This is a genomic window from Amycolatopsis sp. NPDC052450 (genome assembly GCF_044547565.1).
Classification (GTDB): domain Bacteria; phylum Actinomycetota; class Actinomycetes; order Mycobacteriales; family Pseudonocardiaceae; genus Amycolatopsis.
Map to the genome: position 1 here is coordinate 78,351 of NZ_JBIUAQ010000015.1, position 25,478 is coordinate 103,828.

Genomic DNA, 25,478 nt, shown 5'->3' on the forward strand with positions numbered 1-25,478 from the left:
GTCTCTTCGAGGACGACAATGTCTCCACCCTGGAGAACGCCGAGATCCTGGTCCGGGACTACGTGCAGCAGCCGGACCTGGGTGCAGGCACGTTCCTCGGCAAGCTGAGCGGGCAGCTCGCGACGTCGCCACCGGACGCTGTGCGGCTGGCCGCGGAACTGTTGTACGTGCACTTGCTGATCGCACGTAGCTCGGCGATCGGCGGGCAGAAGAAGCTGGAACTGGTCCGCGGTGTACTCGGTTTCGGCGACGGCGGCCACGATGTTCCCGAGGATCTCGCCCGCACGCTCGACTCCGGTCTGATCAACCCCGGCCAGGGATTCAACAACTACCGGTGGCGCCAGTACGCGTATCTGATCGAGGCAGTCGCGGCACTCAAGAGACTGTCCATCCCGGACCGTCGCCGCGTGCTGGAGGAGCCTCGCGCGTTCGTTGAGCTTCTGGACGGTCTCGAGGACAACAGCGCGGCGATCCAACGGTTCGCCCTGGAACATCTGCTCTTCCCGGACGTGTTCGCCCCGGTCGTGAGCCGCGAACACCGCCAGAAAATCCAGACAACCTGGCCCGATCTGGCCGGCCCAGCCTCCGAACCGGCGTCCTTCCGCGTCGCGTCAATAGCCCACGGCCTGACCCCGAACGGGCGATGGGGCACTGACGAGTTCGTCAATTTTTACCGGTCGCCCTACGTGTGGGACTGGGGGAAAATCAACGACCGATGGAACGCCCTAGTCCGGTGGGGTCAGCGGATACGCCAGTCGATCGACCTCGCGGGCCAGGAACGTGACTACAAAATTGATGGTGCCGCGGCGTTACAGGCCGCACGCGCGTCGGGCACCACCTCTGACCTCGCTTTTCTCCGGCGGCACAATCTGGTCGATTGGCGTGCCGCCGACAGCTTTTTCCGCTGGCTCGACACTGCCGAGGACGGGTGGACAGCCCTCGAGGAACTCTGGGTAGACGCCGGCCCTGAGTCGGTGGACCGCTTCCTGGCCGGCCTACCCCGTTCCGCTGCGGACGGAACCGGTGCGCGGCTCAGCCTGGCATCCGTGCTGCTGGGAGCAGACGATGTCATCCGCTATCCCCCGTGGCGGGCACGGGCAATCGACCGCGCGTATCGCCTCACCGGCTATACCAAGCCGGAGCCGGCTGCAACCGATGGTGAACGGTACGAGGTGTTCCTGCTCTTCCTCGATCAAGTCCTAGACGTGTTCCGCCGCAACGGCGTCCCCTTGCGTGACCGGCTTGACGCACAATCGATCACCTGGGCGTTGATGACCTACGACCCTCCCGAGACCTGGGCCGACGACGAGATCGCCGCTTTCCGCGACTGGCGCCGCGGCACCGGTGCGGTACCGCCACAACTCCCGGCCGCGCCGGCCACAGGTGACGAGGCCAGTCCCGTCTCTGTCGAGGAGCCTGACAGCCCGCTGAGTGAAGTCGCTGAGCACCTGTATCTGGACGAGGCGTTCCTCGACAAGGTCGTCGCCCTGCTAAGGGACAAGAAGCAGGTGATCTTCCAAGGTACCCCAGGCACCGGCAAGACCCATGTTGCCCGCACACTCGCGAAGTCGCTCGCCGGCTCAGCGGACCGGGTGCGGCTCGTGCAGTTCCATCCCACCTACTCCTACGAGGACTTCGTCGAGGGCTACCGTCCCCGCCAGGACGGAAACGGCTTCACCCTCACCCCCGGCCCACTGCTCACCATCGCCGACCAGGCACGCAAGAACCCGGACCACGACCACGTCCTGATCATCGACGAACTGAACCGCGCCAACGTCGCCCGCGTGTTCGGCGAGCTCTACTTCCTCCTGGAATACCGCGATCAGACCGCCCACCTGATCTACCGCCAGCAGCCCATCACCCTGCCGCCCAACCTGCTGCTGATCGCCACGATGAACACCGCGGACCGGTCGATCGCTCTGCTCGACAGCGCGCTGCGGCGCCGGTTCTACTTCGTGGACTTCGCTCCCCACACCGAACCCGTGGCCGGAGTACTGCGCCGCTACCTGGACAAGCATCAGCACGAGTACCGGTGGATCGCCGACGCTGTCGAGAAGGCCAACGAGAAGATCGCCGACCCGGACGCGGCCATCGGCCCGAGTCACTTCTTCCGGGACACGCCGATCGACGACGCCTGGCTCGAGCTGATCTGGGACCACGCCGTCCTCCCGACACTGCGCGACCATTTCCACGGCCGGACACACAAACTGGAGGAACTCTCACTCACGGCTCTACGGAAGGAGGTGACAGGCGGCGCCGATGAGGACACTCCACTTTCATGAGTACCGTGAGCGGCGCGACGTACCGCTCACGCTGGCCGAAGTCACCGTCCTGCGCACGACGTTCAAATGCCTCGTCACACGCACCGACAACGGCGACGGACAGTACAACGTACGGGCCCAGGACCGGGTCGGCATGGTCATCGTCGGCGACACCGCGATCGTCGTGGCCCCGAAGCTACCCATCGCCCGCGTGCTGTTCCTGATCACCCATGCCGTGGATCCGTCGTGGACGCACGAGGCCGCGCTCGGCACCGCCGAATCCTTGACCGACGCCATGGCAGCGGTCTTCACGCACATGTGCGACCAGGCCGTCCGCACCGGCCTCCTCCGCGGATACCGCGACCATCGAGAACGGCTCCACACCGTCCGCGGCCGCATCGACTTCGCCGAACAACTGCGGGTCTCACCCGGACGTGACCTCCCGCTCGCGGTGACCTACCAAACACACGACGAGGACATCCCCGAGAACCAGCTGCTGCGCACAGCACTCGACCTGCTCGCGCAGGTCCCGGTCGAGTCACACACGGTCCGCCGATCGATCGCCCGGCAACAGCGCATGTTCGAGTCGGTCACCCCGGTGCCCCGCAACCTTGGGTCGTTACCGGTAGTCCGATGGACCCGGCTCAACGAGCACTACAGGCCGGCGGTCGAACTCGCCCGGCTCATTCTCCTCGGCACCGAGCCCGAGCTCGGCCCAGGAAGGATCACCGTCCCCGGGTTCGCCGTCAGAATGACAGAGGTATTCGAGAAGTTCGTCCGCACAAGCACGCGGCGGGCGCTCGGCCTGGCCGAACACGACTTCCCGGCAGGCGCTGACTCGGCACTTCACCTCGACCACAAGCGAGCACTGCACGTCCAGCCGGACTTGAGCCACTGGATCGACGGCCACTGCCGCTTCGTCGGCGAACTCAAATACCGCCTCGACACCGGCCACGGCGACGCGCAACACCTCTACCAAACCCTGGCCTACGCGACCGCGGCCAACCTCCCCGACGCGACCCTCATCTACGCCGACGGCCCACGTAACGGCACAACCCACGTCCTGCCCACCGCCGGAATCCGCATCCACGTCCGGCACCTCGACCTGAACGTCGACCTCGACCAACTACTCGGCCAGATCGACGCACTCGCACATCACATCAACGAACTCACCACTCGCCCCTGGGCTCAGGTGAGACCCCGTTCTCGATAAACCTACGGGGCCGCGGTTCAACGGCCGGCTTACCTCGTGGACTTGGGTCCTGGCAGACGACCCCGGCATCTGGTGAAGGTGCCGGGACCACGTGCTGTCAGCCGACGGCCCTCTCCAGGTGGACCTAGCGGACGGTCAGGCCGAAGATGCAGGAGCGCCGGTCACGTTGTGCCGTGTTGAACGGCGGTACGGGTGGACGCCGCAACTCGGGCGGCATGGAGAACGGCGGGGGTGAGCGCGGAGCCCGGATCGGTGATCGCCGTGCCGGATCGGGTGTCGGCATGGCCAGTCTCCCTGCCCTCGACGGCCCGGTAGCGGGTGTCTCCGGCGGTCTCAGCGGGCTGCAGCGGTGCCTCCTGGCGGGCACGAGGGTTTCCGGGGTGGAGTTCCTTAGGGCGACCGGGTCCGTGCCCACCTGTCTTTGGTGTGCACGCAGACTCGTCGGCGAACGCCTGCGCGTGAACGGCGCGCTGGACACAGAAGTGATCGCCGCGCAGGCAGCAGACACCTCCGTCAAAGGACCCACCGCACATAGGCGGCACCGGCTCGGCGTTTACCCATCACGATCACCCGGCCTTCAAGATCGGAGTGAGTTTAAGACACAATAGTAAGTAGCGAGCGGATAATGACAGTAAGGCCATCACCCTCTTAGATGTGGTGCCCCGCTGAGTTTTCGGCAAACTCCAAGCTCAACCACGTCTTCTGGATAGCTAAGGAAGCAGGATGTTGCCACCTCGTACGCAGTGGCAACATCCTGCCAGTTCGCTAACCAAACGTCCTTTCCGGTACTCTCGTTCCTGACAAGTGAGCAACAAAATGAGGAGACAGAGTGCGCGCACTGGGTGAAGCGTTCGGAGCATTGCTAGACCATGAGCCAACTGCCGGCGCCGGAACTGTGGTCTACAGGGAGAAAACCGGAGCTGAGGTCACCAGTGCCGTCGCCATTACGCGTCGCCCCTTCCCTGCGCGGTGGCGGGTGGAAAATAGCCACGGGCTCCGGGTGAATGACGGGACCACCGAGTGGACGGTGCCCGTGCATGGCAGCCAAAGTTCACGTCCTGCCGAGACGAGCCTCCTCGTCCCTTTCCCGCTCTATCCGATATTGCCGGAAAAGGCCCCGATTCTTGGCAGGTCCACTGACGACTGGCGACCCGTCAATGCCCACAAAGCAGGCAATTCGCTTGTTGTCGTGACAGTGGAAAAAATAGATCAACCTGAAACTACGGGAACTCTTACTGTCGACCTGGAAAGTAAAATCATCCGAGAGATGGATCTACAATGGATCACCATTGAAGTTGTCGATTGGTCATCCACATGGCTACCCGAGCCGAATACTTTCAACATTGCCGGACAGTTCAGGGCTTAGCTTCCTCGCCGTTGGGGTAGATGCATCCACCAGGTGGTTTACATTCGAATTTCGGACCGAAAGCATCTCCGCCAAGGTTGAATACTACCCCAGCAGCCAGGTCGTTGACCTTGACGTTTGTCATGTTGAAGTAGAAGAACTGACGATCCGAATACTCGGTCTGCAGATAAGTGGACTTCTTGTCATTAGTTGCAAATACACTGTTTCCCAGGGGGACAGTGTCCGCGACAACATCAGTGCCCGGCCAGTAAATGTAGCGCTTCATTTGAACAACGGCGCTGATCGCGATCATTCTATTGTCGTTCTGCGACCAATAGTACTCGTACCAATGGTTCGCCGACTGAAGGCTGATGATTTGGCGCACAAAGATGGTGGTCGACCAGCTTGGGAGGCCGCCACTTGACTGACCGTAGTGGGCAGTGTACTCCGCACGCCCGCGATAAGGGGAGTCGACATAGACGCCGTCGTCCATGAGCAATTCATTGCTGCTCGTGATCTCCGAAACGAGGGCTTGCCTGTCCTGATCATTCTTACCCGTCGTTTCGCGGTATTCGTGACTCGCCTCGTTGACCACAAACTCTTTCTTTTGGCCGTCGATTGCTGCGGACACGTTGGCGAAGCCATCGAAGCAGATAAAGTCGGTGCGAGCCTGCAGTTTTAACGCCTTGGCGGCTTGCAGGCAAGATCTTTCACCTACTGTATCGGCATTCGCGGCAGTGGCGCTCGCTAGTGTTACGGTCAAAAAAGTGCAGACTAAGACTGCTATAGATTTCACGCTTCTGCGCATCATCATTCCCCAAGAAGAAACGGATTAATGGCTAGTCAATGCGGGCAGGCGATCTAAGAATGTCCCGCTCACTGACACCTCCCCGGTGTCGATCGCCAGTGATCACTGTATTCTTATCGCAGCTGCGCCCGTCAAGGGAAAAAGCAGCGGTTCACCTGCCTGGCCGAGCGTGTTCCAAGCATTCGAATCGCACCGCCCTACGCCACTCGGGACCTAGGTCGCGTCGGCCAGCTGGAGCGGGCAAGCCAGCGGGAACACCATGGGCAGCAGCTGGCAATCCACCGATCGGCGGCCGGGTTCCCCGCCGACGCAGGCCTGCTGGCATAGCTGACTCGGCGGCTTACTTTTACGAGATAGCGTGGATCCGATCCACATTACTGCGATTCCCGGAAAATCTGTCTATCCGCATGCCTCAGAAAACAGCCGCCGTCGGCAGAAGCTACTGATCGTGGGGCGTCCTTCTGGGTGACGGCGCTCGACCATATTGTTCTGTTCTCACTAGCATCGGCGGCGAACTGAGGAGAAGTGTCCTGGGGAAACTGTCGGGGAGTTCCGGGGAACTTGTTGCCCCTTCATGTTCATGCGTTCTGATCGGAACATAAGCTATGGGGAGTACTTGTTGTGAAACGACGCGTATTTCGTAGTTACTTGCGCTGACGGTGACGGGTTTCGTGGTTGAGTCGCTTGTGACGCCTGGAGCGGCATCTGCCTCCAACGGTGACACCGACGGCTCCGCAGTGGTCGTGGTCGGCGGGGTTCGCCGGCATCAACGAACCGACGCCGCGCCTGCAGCAACAACGGCCGCTGCCTGCTCGGACCGGGTCGCTGGAGGAAGCCCGCCGGATCGCCGCCGAACGGGGACAGGTCACGGAAAGCTTTGGCAACGACCCACGCACAGCAAGGACCTCAATGACCGAACCCGTCCTCCTTCTTCGCGAGACCGGAAGCCCCTGGATCGACTACCACCAGTTCATGCTGTTCGACGTCGAATCCACCGAAGCCCGGGCCTCACACCTGCCATCGCAGACAGACGGGACCATCGCTGTCAGCGGCCACGGAGGAGGCAAGTTCTTCACCATGGGTGAGATGACGGATGTCGTGGTCGACTTCGAGCTCTGGACGGCAGAACCCGCGCCACCCACGTCTCCGTTCGAAGATCGGTTCGACGGGGCCTTCACCGTGGATACGGGCCGCGTCGTCCTCGGCTCCGTCACCGGCTCGCCGGCGGACGTCATCATCGACCTTCCCGTCCCCGGCCCTTTCCAGTTACGCGCGTTCCGCAGCAGCACTCCCACCGCGAACGCCGACTTCCCGGATCTCGACTATCGACACGAGCGATGGCTGCTCCAGACCTGGCCATCCATCGCGCAGACCTAAGCCTGCGCGGCATGCACTACCTGCCCTGCTACTCGTTTTTCGCGATGGTACAGACGTTCGTACGGGACAGCACGCTGATGATGGCAGCCACTCACGGCGCGGAATCTACGAGCAGCCACGAGAGCTTCGCGGCACATCCCCGGCTGGCTTCCGCCTCCTGGTTCTGAGCCAGGCCACCGCACCTAGCTGCGGAGGTTGTAGAGGACGAACTCGGAGATCTTCTTGGCCGCGCCGCAGGGATCGTTCCGCCAGGGACCGGCTTCCGCACGGCCGCGTGTGTTGGCGCCGACGTAGACCAGTGTGGCGTCGTCAACGCCGAGAGCCAGCCTGCACGCCAGAGGTCCCTCGTCCTTCTTGGTCGGGATGTTCTCCTCGATTTCCGTGATCACTGCGGGGTAGCCGTTGATGGTGACTTCTTCCCAGTTTTTCGAGTTGTGGCGGCCCCGAGCGTGATCGCGGTACAGCGTGCTGATGTTGGCCTCCAGCACCGGATGCCACGATGCGGTCACCTCGACCGACCGGCCGAACGCGACAACGCATTCCCCGTCCCTGCCGCGTTGCTTGGTGCCGTTGTCACTGAAGCCGATGCTCTGCAGCTGTTCCACGGTGATCGCCGTGCACGGATCCGCCTTGAACTTGGCGCCGTTCAGCTGTGCGGGGATCGGCGGGACCGACACCGACGGTTCCGGTGGCGGAGGCGGCGGGCTCGTGCCGCAGCCGGCCAGCACCACCAGCCCGCCGACGATCAGCATGGCAAGCCTTTGGGACAGACGTGGCTTCACGAAGGATCGGCTCCCGGTTTGATCCGCCAGCGGCGGGGTTCCCCGACCACCTCGGCACTCGTGCCGACATCCGGGATCTTGGGGAAGGTGGTTTCGATGGCCGTCAGCTCGAGACCGCTCCCGACCAGCGCCCCGATGTTGGTGATCATGCTGGCGAGGAGCGTGTTGCAGTCACGCCAGAACTTCTCGAAGGCCGAGTTGATCGCGTCCACGAAGTCCTTAGCCGACAACACCGCCAACGGCGGGACGACCACGGACCCGAGAACGATTGCGAACTTCCCGCTCAGCTGCGCGAGGTTGGCCGCACAGTTCCCGAGCGCGAGCAACAGGTTCTTGTACGTGTCGATCACCGTAATCGCGACCGTGCTCACCGTTTTGGTCAGGCTCGTGACGGAGGCCTGGCCCTTGTTCAGGCTGTCGACGACCATTCCGGAATACATCGAGTACTGGTCGAACGCATCGCCATGCCACGCGGCATGGAGCGACAGCTTGGCATCATTGACCTTCTCGGCCGCGTCCTTCAGCTTGTTCTGCCTGGCGAACACGTCCGCGAGATCCAGCGTTTTCTGCAGGTCACCGGCGACGAACACGCGGAGCTTGTCGAGCAGCCCGATGATCCCGTGCGCGCCGATCAGGTCCGCGTACTCCCGGATCTTCGCGTCTGCGGCCTCCGGATAGGTCATCGTGGTGAGTTCTGCGGCGGCCTGCCCGGGATCGGGGGTGGTCACTTGATCTCACCCTCCAGCTTCTTCATCCGCTCATACGCTTCCTGATCCAGCTGCTCGTAATGGTTAGCGGCCTTGCCCAAGGCCGCGCTCAGCACAGCCAGCTGGGTCGAGTTCTCGGCCGTGATCCGCTGGATCGTGTTGATGGCCGCGTTGTACCGGTCCACCGTCCCCAGGCCGTTGAGCCCGGGCATCAGGTTCGTCGCCGTCCCCGGCAAACCGAGGTCGTAGGGGCCGAGCGCGACGTTCGCCAGGTCCACAATCGCGAAGTTCTGCAGCAGTCCCGCCGCCTCGGCGATCGTGTCGGCCGCGGCCCACAGCTTCTCGGGATAGACGTGATAGCCCTGACCAGGTCCGGGGTCGAACGGATCCGGAAAGCTCATACCAGCCGCTCCTCATCCCGAACGGCCGCGATGGCCGCCGTATACCGCTGGGCCGCGGTCTCCTCGGCCCGCTGGATGCCCAGCAGCAGCTGACGAGACAGGCTCGCCGCGCTGTAGGCCTTCATCGCGGCCACGTCCACCGCCACATCGACCAGCTCACCCGCACCCGTCACCGTCACCGACCCCAGCTCACCCGGCAACGTCCACGTGACACGATCCCGCGCCGCACCCGTCGCGGCCTGCTCGACCGCGGCCACCGTCGCGTCGATCTCGCGCGCCAGGTGATACAGCTCGTCCTCGTAGCTCACCAGCGATCCCGCCCCTCATCCTCGAGATCGTCGTCCAAGAAGTCGAGCTGATCGAAACTCTCTTCCTCGACCTCTTCGGCATCTCGGCGAACTGCACGAGGCTCGGCTGTCACGCCGGCTCGGGGAGCAGTCGAAGGAACAGAGTCTTCCTGCCGTCCAGGTGCCGATCCGCGGGCGGGATCGGGAACCCATTCCTGGTCCTTGTCCACCACCGCAAGCACCTTGACAACACCGGCTCGTGCGGCCTCACGCCGAGCCGCCGACACGGCCTCCAGGACCGCGGGCCCCAGCCGCTGCGGATGCGTACTCCGGATCACATGATCCGCGATCGTCAAGTCCACCAGCTTGCCCTGACCAGTTACCACCGCCGACGCGATACCGTCAGCCGATCTACCGGTAAACCGGGCCTGCTCCAGTTCAGCATCAAGCTCACCAGCCTGCTGCCGCAGCTTGGCCACATTTAACGACACGCCGGCTCGCCCTCCCCGTCGCCCGACATCTCCCCTGCTGGCCGCCCCATCGGCCAGGCCGCGTTATCTCGTGATCGACACACGAGCGTAACCGGCCGAGCGGCTAGCGTAGTCGAACCTCACACCCGTGTCTCGTCATTCCGCGCACACGGTCGGCAACCCCCAAGTCGGCACCATGACCGACGGGCGCGGGCTCCCGATCCGGCACGGTGGCCGGTGCGGCTCACCGGTGGCCGGGACGGCCACCGATATCCGGCGGGCGACCTTGCGACTGAAGAGCGAAATGCAGGCGTGCGGCGAGGTCTCGCCACCTTCGCCGGAGCAGCGGCGAAACGCTGCGCGCCCGCTTCGCCATTGGCATGGGGACAGCTCGCGGACGCGGCGTCGTGCGAACGGCCGCATCACGTCCAGATTTTGATCATGACGGTATGCTTCCCAAGAGGTGACTACGGATGGTGTCCGACTCGTCGCTCCTTGCGGAAGGCCGCAAGTCGTCGCTACATGCACTAGCTGGGGGTAAATGTGCCGGTTGAGACTGAGGACGATGCGACACGCACCCCCCGGTCGGCCTATTTTCGCGCCTCCGACCTCGGCGCAATCCTGGCGGGAGTGGCATCTGGCGCCGTAGGCGCTTACGCCTACTACAGCGACCTGCTGAGACCACTGGCGCACAGCTTCACCATCTGGATCGTACTGGTTGTAGCGGTAACCGCCGGCGCACCTCGTCGACGCGCGATGATTCGGGCGGTTGGAGCGCTGATCGCGGCCGTTCTTGCCTTCTACTGGGGCAAGGCCCTGGTTTACGGCATCAAATATGCGGGCATGCCGTACCAGATCGACGTGTCGACGACAGTGCTGTGGTGCGCGCTGGCGATCGCCGGCGGCCTGCTCGCCGGGTTCCTGCTCAGTGCGATCGGGCGAACCGATATCCGCGGCACAGTGGCGACCGCGGCGGTAGTCGGAGTGCTGGCCGCTGACGTTGTCAGGCAGTCCGGCCGCTCAGGTATCGGCGTCCTGCTTTTCGCGACGGTAGTCGCGATCGGCTTCGTGGGCTTTCGAGGGATTCGCTCGGTGCGCCAAGGCATCCAGGTTGCAGCCTACGCAATCCCCTTGGGAGGTCTCGGCTTCCTGGTCGTGTCGGCACCGGACATCCTCGAGGAAGTCCTGATCAGACTGCAGCATTAGCTCCTACCGCCTCAGGAAGCACCTCGTCGACGACCGGTAAGGCCGTCGCGAAGCCCAGCCTCTCGTCGCGATTCGACACCTTTGATCCCTGCACCGCCGAGAAACCTCCGCTCAGCGGATCCAGGTTAGAGGAATTCGTAGCTATCCGCTACAAACACTCACCATTCATAAGAACATGATAAATAGTTTCCCGTGACCCCGATCACACTCGTTCGGTGGTGTTCGCGCATGTTGATCTAGTGGCAAGGTTAATTGAGCGCAATTATTAGCGTGAAGCGGTTCTACTGGGGAGGGCTTCCAATGCAAGGCACGTCTGCATTCTAACCGTACCGCAGCTCATACTCAAGCTCAGCTAGCAGCAACAAAAGTGAGCCTGTTCAAGCTGCCGCAATTACGACAGCCTTCTCCTCGGCTCTTTGAACCACCAATAGCCCTTGGTTTCTTCCTTTTTCACCATGTTCATACGCCTACGGCGGAACGTGGAAGAACTGTCAGGGGTGCGCTATGCGTTCAATTTCGAGGGTTGCATCCAATTGAGGTATGTCGAGAGGGTTGAAATGAAGCGCGTATCGAAGATGTTCACCGTTGGCGTGGCGACGCTTGCGTTCGCGTCGCTGTGCGGCACCTCCGCTTCGGCGGCCACCGTGAGCGATGACTCAACGGGACGCTACTGCGCCTGGGTGGTCGGACCGGCCCAGAACGGCGACGTGTCGCCCGTCCTGGCGAAGTCGTGCTCCGAGGTATCACCTGCCGCGGCCGCTGCCGGACTCACGTCCCAGGGTGACGGGCACGCCATCTCGGCGATCGCCGAGGCCACTCCCCTGATGTACTGGTACTCGAACGGGAACTACAACCGCAATGCCGCAGGCAGCATGACCACGATCTACGGAAGCGCAGGACCGTGCGACTCGGCCGGCTACCGCGTCGAACCCGACTCCTACTGGAAGGCGAACATGTCGTCGATTCTCGGCGACAACAACTGCAGATACGCACACGTCACCAACCGCGCACTGAACTCGGCACATGACTTCAACATCGACTTCGGTGCCGAAGGCGCCTATCTGGGTGGCTGGGACAACAACGTCGGACTGACCAAGGCGCACGCCTAAGAATTCGGTTCGACTGCCTCTATCTGTCCGTATTTTCCAGGCAGATAGAGGCAGTCTTCCGGCCAGTGAACACCCGAGCTCCTGGAGGCCACTGCCGAGGTATCGGCACCAACGACACACGCGGCAACGTCAACCAGTTGACCGGCCCGATTCGGACGAGCAGGCCATCGACGTCCGCGGAGGCCGAGTTCGTAGCGGCTTAGAATTCATCAACGGCGCCTCCCACGCCCTCCAACTAACCCAGCCGATCGCGGTGGCATCGTCCAGTCAGACCAGAAATCGCTTAGCTGAGCTGATGCGCACGCTCTTCGGAGCAACGACATCCGCCCGGGGGCACAAGAGGACGTTGGCAGTGCGCGTAACGGGTTGATGTGCAGGGGCGGCTTCGCGTGGTGCAGTCACGATGGCTGGCGACAGTTGGGGCCTGCCGACGTCGATGCCGAGGTGTGTTTGAGCCTGATCTGGGATCTCTCGCCCCCTGCGGCCTTCGTGTCGGAGCGGGCTACTGATGCGGAGGCTCATCGAGAATGGCCTCGTCCGAGCCGGCGGGATCGGCGAAGTTCTGGTTACGCGGCAGGCACTCCGGCAGCGGCTAGAGAGCTGTCACCCTCGGAGGGCGCCTCAACTCGACAGCCTTCTTTCTCGTCCATGTGCGCCGCGCCCTCCTACTTCGCGACACTCGAACGTCACCTGGACTTTGACGCTGAGCCCAGTGTCGGGCACGGCGACCGGGATGGCCAACGTAGATCAAGTGCGGTCTCGACGTGCCCGCCTGGACGCCACCGACGACAACGACTGGCGCCACATCGTCCAAGTAGGCGTCAACCGGCTGGGAGATCACGTGCCATTCGTCGGCGCAGCCCTGTGGCATAGGCTCGGTCGTTCGCGCGTTCGTATGCCACGATCGCCGCTTGCCAATGACTGCGGGCTCGCGTCAGGTCTCCTTGGTCCCTAGCTGTCTTGCCGAGTTGTTCCAGAGCGCGTGCCTCGCGGCGGTGATCGCCGATCTCGCGACTGATAGCCAACGCTTCGAGGTAGTGGGGGCGAGCTTGGTCGTGGTGCTTCTGGCGGCGTGCCATTGTGCCCAGGTTGTGTGCGATGTCGGCTTCACCGTGCCGTTTGCCGAGGCTGCGGTAGAGAGCGAGCGCGTCGTCGTAGTGGACACGGGCGGTGCCATAGTCACCTTGCAGGCGCAGTATCGAGCCGAGGTGGTGCAGCGCGCGGGCTTCGCCGCGGTGGTCGTCGAGCGTGCGGTACACGAGCAGGGCTGTGTGGTAGTGAGTGCGGGCTGTGTCGAAGTCGCGCTGGTGGCGAGCGGCTCTGCCCAGACCGAGAAGGGCGGTTGCCTCGCCGGGTCGATCCTTCAGTTGCTGGGCCGCGTGGAGCGCGAGTTGATAGACGGTGCGCCAAACCTCCCAGTCGCGTTGGAAGAGCAGATACCCGCTGAGCGCAAAAGCCAACTGCGTGACCTGCTCATATCGACCTGACTCGTGAGCCAAAGTGATGGCGTCAACAACATTCGTCCGTTCCGCCCGGAACCAGGCGCGGGCCTCCGGAAGGGCCTCGGGCGACGGCACGAGTTCCTCGTCGACCAACCGCATGGCGTCAACGTAGTAGTCCAGTAGGCGGACCACAGCGGCCTCGCACGCATCGCCGGACTCGTCGACGGCCGCACAGTGCTCCGCGTAGAGCCGTAGCAAGTCGTGGAACCGGAACCAGCCGCGAGGCTCGCCCTGCTCGATCATGTGCGCTCTGCGCAACCTACCCAGTATCTTCGCGGTGTCCCGTTGCGCCAGATCGGCCAATGCAGCCGCAGCTTCGACACTGATCTGCGGCCCCCGGTTCAGCGACAATAGGCGGAACAGTCGAGCGTCGTCGCGCTCCAGGCGGGCGTATGACAACTCGAACGCTGCGTGCACAGCGAGATCGCGGTCATAGCTGAGTTCGTTGAGTCGAGTGGTCGAGGACCTCAGCGCTGCCGCCATCTCACTGATCGGCTGGTCCGGGTCGCTGACCAGGATCGCGGCGACAATGCTCAACGCCAGCGGCAGATAGCCACAGAATTCGGCGACCTCGCCGGCCGCTTCGGGTTCCTCCATGACCCGGAGGTCCGCCGGATTCGCCGTGCGCACGGCCGTGTCCAGCATCGCCACCGCTTCCGTCCCGGGCAGGACGTCGAGATCGACCTTTCTGGCCCCGTGCAGGTCACCGAGCGTGTGCCTGCTGGTCACCAGTACACGGTGAGGGGAACTCGGCACCAGCGGCCGAACCTGGTCGGCAGACGACGCGTTGTCCACCAGGACGAGCACCCGGGCCTTCCGCCCCGCGAGCTGGGACCGGTATAGCACCTCACGCGCCGACAACGCAGGTGGGATGTGCTCGCCCGCAACACCGAGAGCCTGCAGGAGCATCGACAACGCCTCACCGGGATCGAGCCGGTTGCCCGCCGAGTAGCCCTGCATGTCGACGAACAGCACACCTCCAGGGAACCACCCTGCGCTGACGGCATCGTGTGCCGACTTGACCGCGAGCGTGGTCTTGCCGACCCCAGCGAGGCCGGCTACCGAAGACACTACGACCGGGGCGCCTTCCGGCGACGGCCGCAGAACATCCGCTATCCGGGCGAGATCCGCCGTCCGGCCGGTGAAGTCCGCGTTGGCTGGCGGAAGTCCGGCCAACGCGGTAGGCACCGCCCCGGCGACGTAGACATTCCGCGCTTGTAGCGCGAAGCCAGGGACTTCTCCACCGATCTCGTTGTTCGACTCCACCATGCACTACTTTCTACCGCCAACCTGCGGGGCCGATGCGGGAACCAGCGCCGACGGTTCCTCGGACACGTCCGTAATCTGCACGGCGCATATTTCCGCCAACGACTTGGAACTGCAGGCGGAGACGCGTTCCTCGACATCGAAGACGAGCCCAGCGTGATCAACGACGTAATCTGCCGCAGTCTGCTCACGGAACCAGGAAGCTACTCAACGGTTGCCGCCTGACGCCGCGCAACACCGTACCGATGCCGTCACCATGCCGGACACTTCGTACGCCTAGGATTATTGACACTGCGCCAATCCGAGATGGCGCGGCATGACCTAGCGGAAGGCACTTTCGATGGCACAAAAGGTATCCGTCCAGATCGTCGACGACATCGACGGTGGCGAAGCCACCCAGACCGTGCCCTTCGCGCTCGACGGCGTCACCTACGAGATCGATCTCTCCGATGACAACGCCGGCGCCCTGCGCGAAGAGCTCGAGCGCTTCATCGACGCCAGCAGGCGAGTCGGCGGACGCAAGGTGAAGGTCGCAACCGGACAGTCCACCGTGGCCGGTGGTACGGCGAAGCCCACCGACCGCGAACGCAACCAGCAGGTCCGCGCCTGGGCGTCGGCCAACGGCTACGCGATCGCCGAACGCGGCCGCATTCCCAACGAGATCTACGAAGCGTTCGACAACGCCGAGTCGGCCCCCGCCGAACCCGTCGCCGAACAGGCCCCCGTCAAGCGCAAGCGTGCACCTCGCAAGAAGTCCTGAACCACGCGGTCGCGCCCTTGACGTCCCTTCTCCGATTCACCCGGACAAAGCCTCAAGGGCGCACAAACCGTTGCAAAAATTGACGCGCCGTGCATATAGCATCGGACAGATTCGGCTCTCTCTTGGACGTGGCGCGCACGGCATGCCCCTATGGCCGCAGATGGCCCCACTGCCGCCGCCCAGCGAACCAGTTCTGACGCGGGAACGGCGGCCCGGCCACCTCCGACCAGCAACCCTCGTCGAGGCTTCCGGATCTCTCGTCGGGCCAACGCGAAGCCATACAGCGACTCCGCACCGACCGGTTGCGTTATCTACCCCGCGACCGCGCCGCGGTGATTCATGGGCTCGGCTGCTGGAGTGGCGATCAAATCGACGCCGAGTGGCGTGCACCAATGCAGGACGGCTTTGCCGTCGCGATGGGTGGTGATCAGCCGGGCGTCACGCAGAGTCCTGGCTTGCATCGATGCCGCGGGCACGGAGACGTGCAGAGTGCGCGCGAGTTCGGTCGTGGTGTGCGGCTTCGTCAAAGCACGCAAGATGTCCGCTCGCGTGCCGCCCAGCAGTGCTGCGAGAGGATCGCCGACCGTGTCGGCATCGTGCAAGGGAAGCGGCGTGACGGCCGGGGTAAATGACCAGCGCCGGTCCTGCAGGCTGCGGCGCCACTAGAACCCGGCCAGCCCACAGCAGTGACGGCAGGAGCACCACGCCTTCGCCGCGCAACGTCACTTCCCTGTCGACGTCGGCCGAATCGATCTCCAGGCTCATGTCACGCCACCGCAACCCAGCGGACAGACTGGTGAAGGTGCGCTCGAGTCCATGCCGGGCAAGGAAATGCGCGCGCCAGGCGGCTTCGGCGTAGAAGGCGACCTGGAGCCGTGGCCACTCCGCGGCCAAAATATGCCTATGCGCTTCCCTTACGGCGTGCTCGAGAATGCGCCAGGCGTGGCGATCCTGTGCGGCAAGCTGCCGAATCCAGGCGGTCCGCGGCCGGTCGACCGCACAGATCCGTCGTAACTCCGCCTCGACGACCGCTCGGTCGGTAGCGAGAACCTGAGACAAGCCATCCTCCAGCCCGGCACTCGGCGGGTCGAGGAACAGCGGTCCGATACCGGTCGGAGACAACAACTGCAGTAGCGGCTCGGCCCGCACGGGCAGACCACGTGCCGTCCGTCTTCGCCAGCCACCGAAGACGTGGCGATGGTCGCGGCGCTGCAACGTCATCAGCGCAAGGACCAGTTCCATCAGCGGAGCCGGAGTGTCCGCCACGGTGACCTTCAGCAGGGCACTCCGTCGCCGACGAAACATCAATGCGGAACCCGGGCTCTCATCGTGCGCGTAATGCCGGTTCGAGAGCTCGCCACAGTGATCATCATCGGCGAGGCGCCCGGCGCGATGCAGTCCAGTCACTTCCTCGCTACGCCTCGGAATGCGTGCCAGCGCCCGGGGCTGTGTGGAGCAGGGTCACCAGTTGTCTTTGAGGATGGTGCCTGCCGTGGTGCGCGCCGCACGCAGCCGAAGCCTTAGCCCGCGGCGCTGGCCGATCTTCTTGATCAGTTTCGTGTAGACCCTCTCGACCTGCCAGGTCAGCTCGCCGGAGAAGCCGTTGCGGACCCTCATATAGCCCAGAAGGTCGGCGGCTAATCGGGCCGCCTGCTCCAGGTCGCCACCGCAGCGTTCCCACTCGATCCGTGCCAGGCGAAGTTCAACGACCGGCTCGAGGTCGTAGTCGTTGACGAGGCCACCAGTCTCGGCTGTGACCAGGTCGACGTACTCGTTCGCCTTGGTGATGTCCCCGGACTCGCCGAGGACGTGGGCGTAGTCGATGACCACGGCCCGTGTCCACCGGTTGTCGAGATCCAGTTCGTCGTATCCGGACAGGACGTCTTCGCACACCTCGAGGCAGTCGTCTATTGCGCCTGCTCGCCTCAGCCATCCGGCCCGCTTGATTTTCAACTGAACGACGTGGTGGTCGTTCTCGGCCACGAGCAGGGAAGCGTCGGCGATCAGATCTTCGAGGAGCGCGGATGCGCGTTCCGGGCGGCCGGCTCCGCCCATCCCGTCCGCGGCATGTGCCTGTTCCACGATCGAGTCCAGCCGCCGGACTACGTCTCCCGCGGGATCAGGAACCCATGACAGCCTCTCTGTCCGGGCCGGCGGGACCGGGGTCCCGCGCTCCACGTGGTCTTCGACGCTTGACTGTGGTTCTTCCGGCACGAAGGTACCGACGGCGGGGTTCCGCCCGATCAGGACCGGCCGGATGCCGCCGGTCGCCTTGCGGCAGGGCGCCGGCAGTCCACGACGGGTGAGCCGGGTCTGCAGCCGGTTGCAGACGTACTCCGCGTCGAGGAGGTCAGGGCCTCCGGGCGCGCCGTGACGTAGCAGCTCGATCAGCTCGCCGGTGAAGGCGGTGTACCGGGCACCGACGGGTGCGTCGGCACGGGTGTGGGCTGGTGTCGCGGCGAGCACAAAGGTCCGTTCCGGTTCGGGCAGTTGCTGAATGAGGTCTTCCTGAGGTTCCCTTCCGAGCGCCGCGCGGCCCGCGTAGCAGCAGTCCAGGATCAGGATCCGTTGCCGTGCGGGCGAAGCGTCGATCTCCGCGAGCAACGCCGCACACGGCATGGCCGTCCAGGCCAGGAGATCCGGTGACGTCCCAGGCAGGCTCAAGTACAGCTCGCCAGCGTGATCGAGGTGGCCGTGGCCCGCGTAGTACACGACGAGGAGATCGGTCGCGGTGGCACAGGCCTGCCGCACCGCGCCGCCGACCTCGGCCAGTTCCTTGTCGATCACCGACGTGATCCTGCTCGAGGCCAGGAAACCGTGCCCTTCGAGCGAGAGCTCGAAGGCGAGGTCGTGAATGTTCGTGCGGATCGAGGGCACGTTGAGAAGCTCGTGGTCGGCGAAGCGGCTACTCCCGACCAGCACAGCCGAGGACGCGGCGGCATGTGGGACGCTCATGCCCTGTCTTCGGGGTGCACGACCGTCGACACCACGTCGGCGAGCTGATCTCCGGTCAGGTTCTCTGTTTCGACCTCGACGGTCCGGCCGTCGGGACCGGTGACCTTGATGCGCAGCTTGGGGCGACGGGCGACGAGCCAGTCCGCCATGAGCTTGACGAACAACGTGGCGGTTCCGCCGGCCCCGAAGACCACGACCAGCACGTCGGAGACGCCACCGAGCTTTCCCGGCTCCGGAGGCGGCGCCGGTGTGCGTACCGATCCGCGGAAACCGGGAGCAGTCCGGAACCAGTCATGGAGGAACCGCCGTTCGGTGTCGAGCTGAACTCCGTCGAGAATCGTGATCTCCGCCGCCTGCTCCATCGTCGAACTCCCGCCGCAGTGCGTTTCCAGTCAACTCCGGAGGGTAGCGCGTCTCGCCTTAAGTGAGCTGGCTTAGTGGAGTGAAGCGGCTCGCCGGCGCGGCTTCGTACAGCGCCGAGCATCGGTGGGAGTGGGCATCTTCGGCGTCGAGGATCAGCCCCCATCCACGCCCGTCGCCGGACTCGCCGTGGCTCAAACCGGTTTCTCCTAGGGCCTCGTCCCTACTCTTGCCTGATGACCTTCACAGCTCTTCATCGGGCGGTCGGGGCCGACCCCGGACCGCTGAGCGACGATCTCCTCAACCGAGCTGTGGCCTCGGGTGTCACTGAGTCGAGTGACCTCGACTGGAAGTCCGAACTGCCGCCGGCGAAGGGACTGGCGCAGACCGACTTCCCCAAAGACGTTGCGGCGATGGCCAACAGCGGTGGCGGTGTGATCGTGTTCGGCGTGCGCGAGTCGCAGAAGGCCGCGGTCAGCCGGGTTGACGTGGGTGCTTTCGACGAGACCTACGAGCGTTCGCTGCGTAGCGTGGCGATCACCGCGATTTCTCCGCCGGTCTTCGGTCTAAACGTGCACAGCCTTGGCTCTGAGGGCGAACGGGCTGTGATCGTCGAGGTCCCTGCGAGCGTCGACGGGCCACATCTGATCTACAAGAACGAGTACTTCGGTGCGCCGGTACGCAACGACTCCGACACCGTGTGGATGAAGGAGCGTCAGATCGAGGCCATGTACCGAGCTCGCTTTGACGAGCGCCGGCACGCGACTGAGGCGCTAGACGCCCTATTCGCTGACGCTGCTACCGGCCGCAACAGCAAGACTCGTGCATGGCTCATCGCGGTTGCGCACCCGCGCGTCCCAACTCTCCGGATGCGCCTCACTCGAGACGACGCTCGGCAGGTTCTGTCAAAGACTGAGGGTTTGGCCTTGGTGTATGCAGCGAGAAGTGGGACTCATCCACTGGAGAGCGTGGACCGACTCAACCCTCGCCCCGGTCTGCGCCGATGGGTCGCAGTGAACACGGCGACGGAAGGTCGTTCTGCCTGGAAGGAGTCGTGGATCAGCATCCACCACGACGGCTCGGTTACTCTCGCAGCCGCCGTCGGCGGGCACCCGGCACGTAGCGGCGAATCGCTCGAAGGCCGACAGATCAGATCGACCGCGATCGAGTGCGCGATCGCAGACCTGATGGCTCTCATCCGCACGACCGCGGAAGCGACGAGCGACACCGAGTATGACATTCGGGTCGGGATCGATTGGAGAGGCGACACGCCGCTCACGATCCTGACCACGGACAACACGGGCTTTGACTACGACGGTGTGTCGATTCCTCTTCACCGGTACACGCCCGTCGAGATGACTGTGAACGCGCTGGAGTCCTCGGAGGACTTCTACTGGCACGTGCACGACCTCGCCGAGGACTGTCTGAACCAAGGTGGCATCTCGAACGTACAGATGATTCACCCGCCTGCACACGACGACCAGACATCCAGCCAGGCATAATGCCCAGCCGCCCGACAGCGCGTCATTCACGCGACCGGAGCTCCCCGCGGACAGTCGACATCAAGCGCGGACAGCTTTCTCGGCCGATTCGCCCTGTCGGGTCTGTCCCCGCGAACGCAGGCTATGCGGCATGACATTGCAACCCCGTCCCCGGAGGGGAGTATGCCTGCGCTGCCGGTAGCAGCCCGGCTACCCGCGATCCCCGTGCCCCGTTTGCCGTGGCGATCAACCGCGAGGTCCGCGGTTCCGATGGGCGCCGACATCACCCGTTTGGGTCGGCGGGCTGCGAATCACTTGTCGGCTGTCCGATCGGCCTCAGTAGCGTGGCGATGTGGCCGGCAGGCGATGTGGGCGTGGATGAGGGGGCGGTATGGCTCGGGTGGTCTGCGTGCATGGCATAGCGCAGCAGGTGCGGGGTGAACAGTCGCTACTGCGGGATTGGTGGCCGGCGATGGCCGACGGGATGACCCGCGCTGGCAGTGAACCGGTGCCGGTTGGTGATGTGGCGATGGCGTTCTACGGTGACCTGTTCCGCCCCGCCGGAACGTTACTGGCTGTCGGCGATCCCCTCTACAGTGCCAAGGACGTCGAGCCCGGTATCGAGCAAGATCTGCTGCTTACCTGGTGGCGCGAGGCCGCCGCGGTCGACGAAGCCGTAGCCGGGCCAGGCGCGGACACCTTGATGCGAATTCCCGGATCGGCACAGGCGGCTCTGCGTCAGCTGTCGCGATCGAAGTTCTTCGCCGGTGTCGCGCTGCGGGCGTTGGTGTTCGATCTCAAGCAAGTCAGCCGCTACCTGCAGGAGACCGATCGTCGGCGTGCCGCGCGAGCTCGGGTCGCGGCACGGATCACGCCGGATACCCGGGTGGTAGTCGCGCATTCGCTGGGGTCGGTCGTGGCATACGAAGCGCTGTGCGCGATGCCTGATCACCCGGTGCGGGCATTGGTGACGCTCGGGTCGCCGTTGGGGATCTCGAACCTGATCTTCGAGCGACTGGAGCCCCCGCCGCAGCAGGGACTCGGAAGCTGGCCGGGTCCGGATGCTCTGGTGTGGACCAACGTGGCGGATCGGGGCGACGTGGTGGCATTGCAGAAAGATCTGCGTGTCCGGTTCGGTGACCAGGTGCGCAACGCGATCGTTCACAACGGCGCGCACGCGCACGACGCCACGGCGTACCTGACCGAGAAGCTCACCGGCAGCGCGATCACAGGCGGTCTTGGTGACCGGTGACAATGATGGCGATGGTCGGCGGTTCCTGATCGCGACCGCGGTAGCGCACTACCGCAACGCACCGCAGTGGGATCGCCCCGGCCTGGTCGAGGCGCGCAAGGAGATCATCGATCTGTTCACCGGCTCCTTGGGCTACTCGCATGTCAGCGATCTGGGGCTGGACCCGACCAGGGATCAGTTGACCAGCCAATTGCGGGCCTTCTGCCGCTCATCGGAGCGGCAGCCCAGCGACATGATCGCGGTGTACATCGCCGGGCACGGTGAGGTGCTCGACGACAGCGGAGACCACGTGCTGCTGACAGCGGACACCGAACCCGAGGATGTTGACGACGCTCTGCCCACGGTTGAGCTGGCCCGCAAGATGCTGCTGGGCACGCCCGCGCGGCGGGTGCTGCTGATGCTGGACGCCTGCTACTCCGGTAAGGGCGGCAACGACCTGGCCGGCGCCGCGCTCACACGCATGACACAGCACTGGGGCCAACGCGGCGGCAGCGGCCTGGTCGTGATCACCTCGGCCCAGCCCGCAGAACAGGCACAGACCGGCGCATTTCCCCGGCTGCTTCGACAGGCGGTGGAAAGCTTGCCGACCGCGGGCTACGCCCCCGCGGCGCTGGCAATCGATGCTGTGGTTCAGGCGATGAACGACAATCCGCAACGGCCGGGGTTTCAGACCATCAGCGCCACACTCGCGTTGCTGGACGGTGCGGTCCCGCCGTTTCTGCCCAATCCACGCCACGACCCGCACATGAGCGAGGTGGATCTGGCCATCCAGCAGGCCAGCCAATGGGACGCTGAGGCCGAGCGGCGTGACCTCGAGTTCCGCACCCGGCTGCTGGTACGGGCGATGGGCGGCCACAATCCTGCCCAGGGATGGTGGTTCTCCGGGCGCCGTGCCGCTCTGACCGATATCACCAGCTGGCTGAACCACCACGATCCCGACCGGCCGCTGCTGGCGGTGACCGCGGCCCCAGGATCGGGCAAGACAGCTGTCCTGGGCCTCATCGCGGCCCTGACCCATCCTGAGCGGCGGCTCACCGTGCCGCTGCACAGTCTTGGTGTGCCCGATACGGCCATTCCTGGACCGAACACCGTCGATGTTGTCATCTACGCCCAGAACCTCACTACCCAGCAGGTGCTGCACGGTATCGCGGCGGCTGCTCGTCTGCGCGCGGAGAAACCCGGGGAACTTCTGGACCAGCTCGCCGGGCGTACGGCACCCCTGACTGTGCTGGTCGACGCCCTCGACGAGGCTGCCGACCCTGGCGAGCTCACCCGTCGTGTGCTGTGCCCGCTGGCCGAGCACGCTCAAGGCCGCCTGCGTCTGTTGGTCGGGACCCGCCCGCATCTGCTGGACGCCCTCGGCCTGGGGCGCGAGGACTGTATCGACCTGGATGCCCCTCGGTACGCCGACCTGGACGCGCTGACCGCCTACGCGGCCCGCGGTCTGCTCGACGCCGCCCCCGATAGTCCCTATCGGCAGCAGAAGCCCGGAACCATCCGCGCCGTCGCTCGGGCTGTCGCTGCGGCGTCCGAGCCCTCGTTCCTGGTCGCCCGCATCACCAGCAGTACTTTGGCCGCTGATCCAGCTGTCCCCGACCCGCGTGACCCCAGCTGGCGGCTGGCACTGCCCCGCATGCCCGGCGACGCGATGCGCCGCGACCTGCGGGCTCGGTTGGGTGCGCAGGCCGAACGGGCACGGGATCTGTTGCGCCCGTTGGCGTTCGCCGAAGGCCAAGGACTGCCCTGGGAAGACATCTGGGCCCCGCTCGCCTCCCACATCGCCGCGGTGACCTACACCGACGACGACCTGCTCTGGCTGCGTCATCACGCCGGCTCGTACGTCATCGAGGCCACCGAATCAGGCCGCTCGGCCTACCGCCTCTACCACCAGGCCTTGGCCGAGCACCTGCGCGACGGCACGCACCACACCGAGATCCACCGCGCGTTCAGCCATCTGCTGCTGTCCCGGGTCCCGCGCAACTCCGATGGCACACGGGACTGGGCCCGCGCTCACCCCTACATCCGGCGGCACTTGGCGACCCACGCCGCCCGGTGCGGCCTGCTGGACGAGATCATCACCGACACCGACTACCTGGTGCACGCCGAGCCCGACGAGCTACTGACCACATTGCACAGCGTGACCGCGGCCGACGCTCACCTCACACGGGCGATCTACCGCGCGTCCGCTGGCCTGCATCGCCATCTCAGCCCGGCCCGCCGGCGTCAGGTCTTGGCCACGGACGCAGCACGGTTCGCTGCACCCCGCCAGCATCGCGCGCTCGCCGAGCCCCTGGATTGGAAACCCCGTTGGGCCACCGGACAACAAACCAGCCCAGCCTTGCGTGCCACCCTGACCGGCCACGAGGAGGCGGTGCACACGGTGGCGTGCACGACCATCGACGGCGAGCCAGTCGCTGTCACCGCCGGCGGTGACGGGACGGTGCGGGTGTGGGATCTGGCCACCGCCACGGCTCGTGCCACCCTGACCGGCCACACCCGGCGGGTGGCGGCGGTGGCGTGCACGACCATCGATGGCCGGCCAGTCGCCGTCACCGCCGGCGACGAGATCACGGTGCGGGTGTGGGATCTGGACACCGCCACGGTCCGTGCCACCCTGACCGGCCACGTCGGGCCGGTGGCCGCGGTGGCGTGCACGGCAGTTGACGGCCAACCAATCGCCGTCACTGTCGGCCGCGAGGAGGAGACGGTGTTGGTGTGGGATCTGGCCACCGCCACGGTCCGTGCCACCTTGACCGGCCACAAGGGAACTGTGGACGCGGTGGCGTGCACGGCCATCGACGGCTGCCCTGTTGCCGTCACCGTCAGCACTGTCGACAAGACGTTGAGGGTGTGGGATCTGGCCACCGGCACAGTCCGTGCCGTCCTGACCGGCGATAAAAGCCGGATGGCTGAGGTGGCATGCACAACCGTCGACAGTCGGCCGGTCGCTGTCACCGCCGTCGACAAGACTTTGTGGGTGTGGGATCTGACCACCGCCGCGGTCGTTGCCACCTTCACCAGTCAAAGAGGAACCTTGCAGGCCGTGGCGTGCACGACTATCGACGGCACACCGGTCGCCGTCACCGCCGGCCGCTACGACCACGCGGTGCGGGTATGGGATCTGGCGACTCGCACGGTCCGTGCCACCTTGACCGGCCACAACGGGAAGGTCAACGCGCTGGCGTGCACGACCATCGACGGGCAGCCAATCGTTGTCACCGTTGGTGGTGACGACCGGGCCGTGCGGCTTTGGGACGTCGCTTTTGCGTACGGACAGCAAATGTCGGACGCCGGCCACTCTGCCGATATAACCGGGGCGGCGTGCACGATCGTTGATGGCCGGTCGGTCGTCATCACCGCCGACGATCACGGGACTGTGCGGGTATGGGATCTGGCCACCGGCACGGCTCGCGGCACCCTGACCGGCCACAAGGGGGGATGGGCGGTGTGGGTGGGCTGCACGACGATCGGTAGCCGGCCGGTGGCCGTCACAGCCGGGCGCTACGACCGGACGCTGCGGGTGTGGGATCTCGCCGCCGGCACGGTCCGTGCCATCCCGACCGGTCACAACAAGGCGGTGGACGCGGTGGCGTGTACCACCCTCAACGGCCAGCCGGTCGCCGTCACAGTCGGCCTTGGCCGGGCAGTCCGGGTGTCGAACCTGACTACCGGCGCGTCTCGTGCCGTCCTGAGCGACGACGTGGCGGCAGTGGCGTGCGCGACCTTCGACGGCGAGTCGGTTGTTGTCACCGCAGGTGGTGACGGGACGGTGCGGGTGTGGGACCTGGCCACCGGTACGGCTCGCGCAACCCTGACCGGCCACGACGGGCCGGTGGCGGCGGTGGCGTGCGCGACCTTCGACGGCGAGTCGGTTGTTGTCACCGCAGGTGGTGACGGGACGGTGCGGGTGTGGGACCTGGCCACCGGTACGGCTCG

General features: G+C 65.0%; 22 protein-coding genes. 10 read left to right on the forward strand and 12 right to left on the reverse strand.

Annotated features, from left to right (window positions below; genetic code table 11):
- Positions 1-167: 167 nt before the first annotated feature.
- Together ACIHAO_RS24405 and ACIHAO_RS24410 are read left to right on the forward strand one after the other, a co-directional pair.
- A complete protein-coding gene (locus ACIHAO_RS24405; RefSeq protein WP_396561400.1) occupies positions 168-2,282 on the forward strand; it encodes an McrB family protein in 2,115 nt (704 codons plus the stop codon).
- Entirely contained in the window at positions 2,260-3,474 is a 1,215-nt protein-coding gene (locus ACIHAO_RS24410) for an McrC family protein (protein WP_396561402.1), read from the forward strand. The genes ACIHAO_RS24405 and ACIHAO_RS24410 overlap by 23 nt, the downstream gene beginning before the upstream one ends.
- Positions 3,475-3,598: 124 nt before the next feature.
- Here ACIHAO_RS24410 and ACIHAO_RS24415 read toward each other — a convergent pair whose 3' ends face one another.
- Entirely contained in the window at positions 3,599-3,757 is a 159-nt protein-coding gene (locus tag ACIHAO_RS24415) for a hypothetical protein (protein WP_396561404.1), read from the reverse strand.
- Between the two features lie 546 nt (positions 3,758-4,303).
- On the opposite strand from ACIHAO_RS24415, the gene ACIHAO_RS24420 reads away from it, so the two are divergent.
- Entirely contained in the window at positions 4,304-4,840 is a 537-nt protein-coding gene (locus ACIHAO_RS24420; protein WP_396561406.1) for a hypothetical protein, read from the forward strand.
- Here the strand turns inward: ACIHAO_RS24420 and ACIHAO_RS24425 are convergent.
- Entirely contained in the window at positions 4,830-5,582 is a 753-nt protein-coding gene (locus ACIHAO_RS24425) for a hypothetical protein (RefSeq protein WP_396561408.1), read from the reverse strand. The genes ACIHAO_RS24420 and ACIHAO_RS24425 overlap by 11 nt on opposite strands.
- Before the next feature lie 762 nt (positions 5,583-6,344).
- Here ACIHAO_RS24425 and ACIHAO_RS24430 point away from each other — a divergent pair.
- Positions 6,345-7,004 carry a hypothetical protein gene (locus ACIHAO_RS24430; RefSeq protein ID WP_396561410.1) on the forward strand — a complete coding sequence of 220 codons (660 nt, stop codon included), beginning with the start codon at positions 6,345-6,347 and terminating at the stop codon, positions 7,002-7,004.
- Positions 7,005-7,186: 182 nt separating this feature from the next.
- Here ACIHAO_RS24430 and ACIHAO_RS24435 read toward each other — a convergent pair whose 3' ends face one another.
- Genes ACIHAO_RS24435 through ACIHAO_RS24455 form a run of 5 tightly spaced genes read right to left on the reverse strand, consistent with a single transcriptional unit; the run spans position 7,187 to position 9,672 of the window.
- Positions 7,187-7,786, reverse strand: coding sequence for a DUF3558 domain-containing protein (locus ACIHAO_RS24435; protein ID WP_396561412.1), 600 nt, complete (start codon positions 7,784-7,786; stop codon positions 7,187-7,189).
- Positions 7,783-8,514, reverse strand: a complete 732-nt coding sequence (locus ACIHAO_RS24440) for a hypothetical protein (RefSeq protein ID WP_396561414.1) — start codon at positions 8,512-8,514, stop codon at positions 7,783-7,785. The genes ACIHAO_RS24435 and ACIHAO_RS24440 overlap by 4 nt, the downstream gene beginning before the upstream one ends.
- A complete protein-coding gene (locus ACIHAO_RS24445; protein WP_396561416.1) occupies positions 8,511-8,894 on the reverse strand; it encodes a hypothetical protein in 384 nt (127 codons plus the stop codon). The genes ACIHAO_RS24440 and ACIHAO_RS24445 overlap by 4 nt, the downstream gene beginning before the upstream one ends.
- Positions 8,891-9,202 carry a hypothetical protein gene (locus tag ACIHAO_RS24450; RefSeq protein ID WP_396561418.1) on the reverse strand — a complete coding sequence of 104 codons (312 nt, stop codon included), beginning with the start codon at positions 9,200-9,202 and terminating at the stop codon, positions 8,891-8,893. Before ACIHAO_RS24450 ends, ACIHAO_RS24445 begins: the two co-directional genes overlap by 4 nt.
- A complete protein-coding gene (locus ACIHAO_RS24455; protein ID WP_396561420.1) occupies positions 9,199-9,672 on the reverse strand; it encodes a YbaB/EbfC family nucleoid-associated protein in 474 nt (157 codons plus the stop codon). The genes ACIHAO_RS24450 and ACIHAO_RS24455 overlap by 4 nt, the downstream gene beginning before the upstream one ends.
- A gap of 609 nt (positions 9,673-10,281) precedes the next feature.
- Between ACIHAO_RS24455 and ACIHAO_RS24460 the strand changes: the two genes are divergently transcribed.
- Together ACIHAO_RS24460 and ACIHAO_RS24465 are read left to right on the forward strand one after the other, a co-directional pair.
- The gene (locus tag ACIHAO_RS24460) at positions 10,282-10,857 is read left to right on the forward strand and encodes a hypothetical protein (RefSeq protein ID WP_396561422.1); all 576 of its coding nucleotides are present in this window, start codon (positions 10,282-10,284) and stop codon (positions 10,855-10,857) included.
- A 497-nt stretch (positions 10,858-11,354) separates the two neighbouring features.
- Positions 11,355-11,966 (forward strand): hypothetical protein, encoded by a 612-nt coding sequence (locus ACIHAO_RS24465; RefSeq protein ID WP_396561424.1) that lies wholly within the window; start codon positions 11,355-11,357, stop codon positions 11,964-11,966.
- Positions 11,967-12,787: 821 nt separating this feature from the next.
- Here the strand turns inward: ACIHAO_RS24465 and ACIHAO_RS24470 are convergent.
- Positions 12,788-14,737 (reverse strand): tetratricopeptide repeat protein, encoded by a 1,950-nt coding sequence (locus ACIHAO_RS24470; protein WP_396561426.1) that lies wholly within the window; start codon positions 14,735-14,737, stop codon positions 12,788-12,790.
- 337 nt (positions 14,738-15,074) lie between these two features.
- Here ACIHAO_RS24470 and ACIHAO_RS24475 point away from each other — a divergent pair, with 337 nt between their 5' ends.
- Entirely contained in the window at positions 15,075-15,494 is a 420-nt protein-coding gene (locus ACIHAO_RS24475) for an Lsr2 family protein (RefSeq protein ID WP_396561428.1), read from the forward strand.
- Between the two features lie 311 nt (positions 15,495-15,805).
- Here the strand turns inward: ACIHAO_RS24475 and ACIHAO_RS24480 are convergent, their stop codons facing one another.
- Genes ACIHAO_RS24480 through ACIHAO_RS24495 form a run of 4 tightly spaced genes read right to left on the reverse strand, consistent with a single transcriptional unit; the run spans position 15,806 to position 18,811 of the window.
- A complete protein-coding gene (locus tag ACIHAO_RS24480; RefSeq protein ID WP_396561430.1) occupies positions 15,806-16,030 on the reverse strand; it encodes a winged helix-turn-helix domain-containing protein in 225 nt (74 codons plus the stop codon).
- The gene (locus tag ACIHAO_RS24485) at positions 15,933-16,901 is read right to left on the reverse strand and encodes a DUF5937 family protein (RefSeq protein ID WP_396561432.1); all 969 of its coding nucleotides are present in this window, start codon (positions 16,899-16,901) and stop codon (positions 15,933-15,935) included. The genes ACIHAO_RS24480 and ACIHAO_RS24485 overlap by 98 nt, the downstream gene beginning before the upstream one ends.
- A 54-nt stretch (positions 16,902-16,955) precedes the next feature.
- Entirely contained in the window at positions 16,956-18,449 is a 1,494-nt protein-coding gene (locus ACIHAO_RS24490) for a caspase domain-containing protein (RefSeq protein ID WP_396561434.1), read from the reverse strand.
- Complete coding sequence (locus ACIHAO_RS24495) at positions 18,446-18,811, reverse strand: hypothetical protein (RefSeq protein ID WP_396561436.1); 366 nt, start codon at positions 18,809-18,811, stop codon at positions 18,446-18,448. The genes ACIHAO_RS24490 and ACIHAO_RS24495 overlap by 4 nt, the downstream gene beginning before the upstream one ends.
- A 234-nt stretch (positions 18,812-19,045) precedes the next feature.
- Here ACIHAO_RS24495 and ACIHAO_RS24500 point away from each other — a divergent pair, with 234 nt between their 5' ends.
- From ACIHAO_RS24500 to ACIHAO_RS24510, 3 genes are all read left to right on the forward strand, one after another.
- Positions 19,046-20,311 carry a helix-turn-helix domain-containing protein gene (locus tag ACIHAO_RS24500; RefSeq protein WP_396561438.1) on the forward strand — a complete coding sequence of 422 codons (1,266 nt, stop codon included), beginning with the start codon at positions 19,046-19,048 and terminating at the stop codon, positions 20,309-20,311.
- A 370-nt stretch (positions 20,312-20,681) separates the two neighbouring features.
- The gene (locus ACIHAO_RS24505) at positions 20,682-21,542 is read left to right on the forward strand and encodes a hypothetical protein (protein ID WP_396561440.1); all 861 of its coding nucleotides are present in this window, start codon (positions 20,682-20,684) and stop codon (positions 21,540-21,542) included.
- Positions 21,532-25,478: caspase family protein (locus tag ACIHAO_RS24510; RefSeq protein ID WP_396561442.1), on the forward strand; the 3,947-nt coding region annotated here is incomplete at its 3' end. The genes ACIHAO_RS24505 and ACIHAO_RS24510, both read left to right, overlap by 11 nt.

Bases quoted from the DNA above. Each gene is read 5' to 3' on its own strand.
- ACIHAO_RS24410 (WP_396561402.1), top strand. From the start codon at position 2,260: ATGAGGACACTCCACTTTCATGAGTACCGTGAGCGGCGCGACGTACCG.
- ACIHAO_RS24415 (WP_396561404.1), bottom strand. From the start codon at position 3,757: ATGCCGACACCCGATCCGGCACGGCGATCACCGATCCGGGCTCCGCGC.
- ACIHAO_RS24445 (WP_396561416.1), bottom strand. From the start codon at position 8,894: ATGAGCTTTCCGGATCCGTTCGACCCCGGACCTGGTCAGGGCTATCAC.
- ACIHAO_RS24470 (WP_396561426.1), bottom strand. From the start codon at position 14,737: ATGGTGGAGTCGAACAACGAGATCGGTGGAGAAGTCCCTGGCTTCGCG.
- ACIHAO_RS24475 (WP_396561428.1), top strand. From the start codon at position 15,075: ATGGCACAAAAGGTATCCGTCCAGATCGTCGACGACATCGACGGTGGC.
- ACIHAO_RS24490 (WP_396561434.1), bottom strand. From the start codon at position 18,449: ATGAGCGTCCCACATGCCGCCGCGTCCTCGGCTGTGCTGGTCGGGAGT.
- ACIHAO_RS24495 (WP_396561436.1), bottom strand. From the start codon at position 18,811: ATGGAGCAGGCGGCGGAGATCACGATTCTCGACGGAGTTCAGCTCGAC.
- ACIHAO_RS24500 (WP_396561438.1), top strand. From the start codon at position 19,046: ATGACCTTCACAGCTCTTCATCGGGCGGTCGGGGCCGACCCCGGACCG.
- ACIHAO_RS24505 (WP_396561440.1), top strand. From the start codon at position 20,682: ATGGCTCGGGTGGTCTGCGTGCATGGCATAGCGCAGCAGGTGCGGGGT.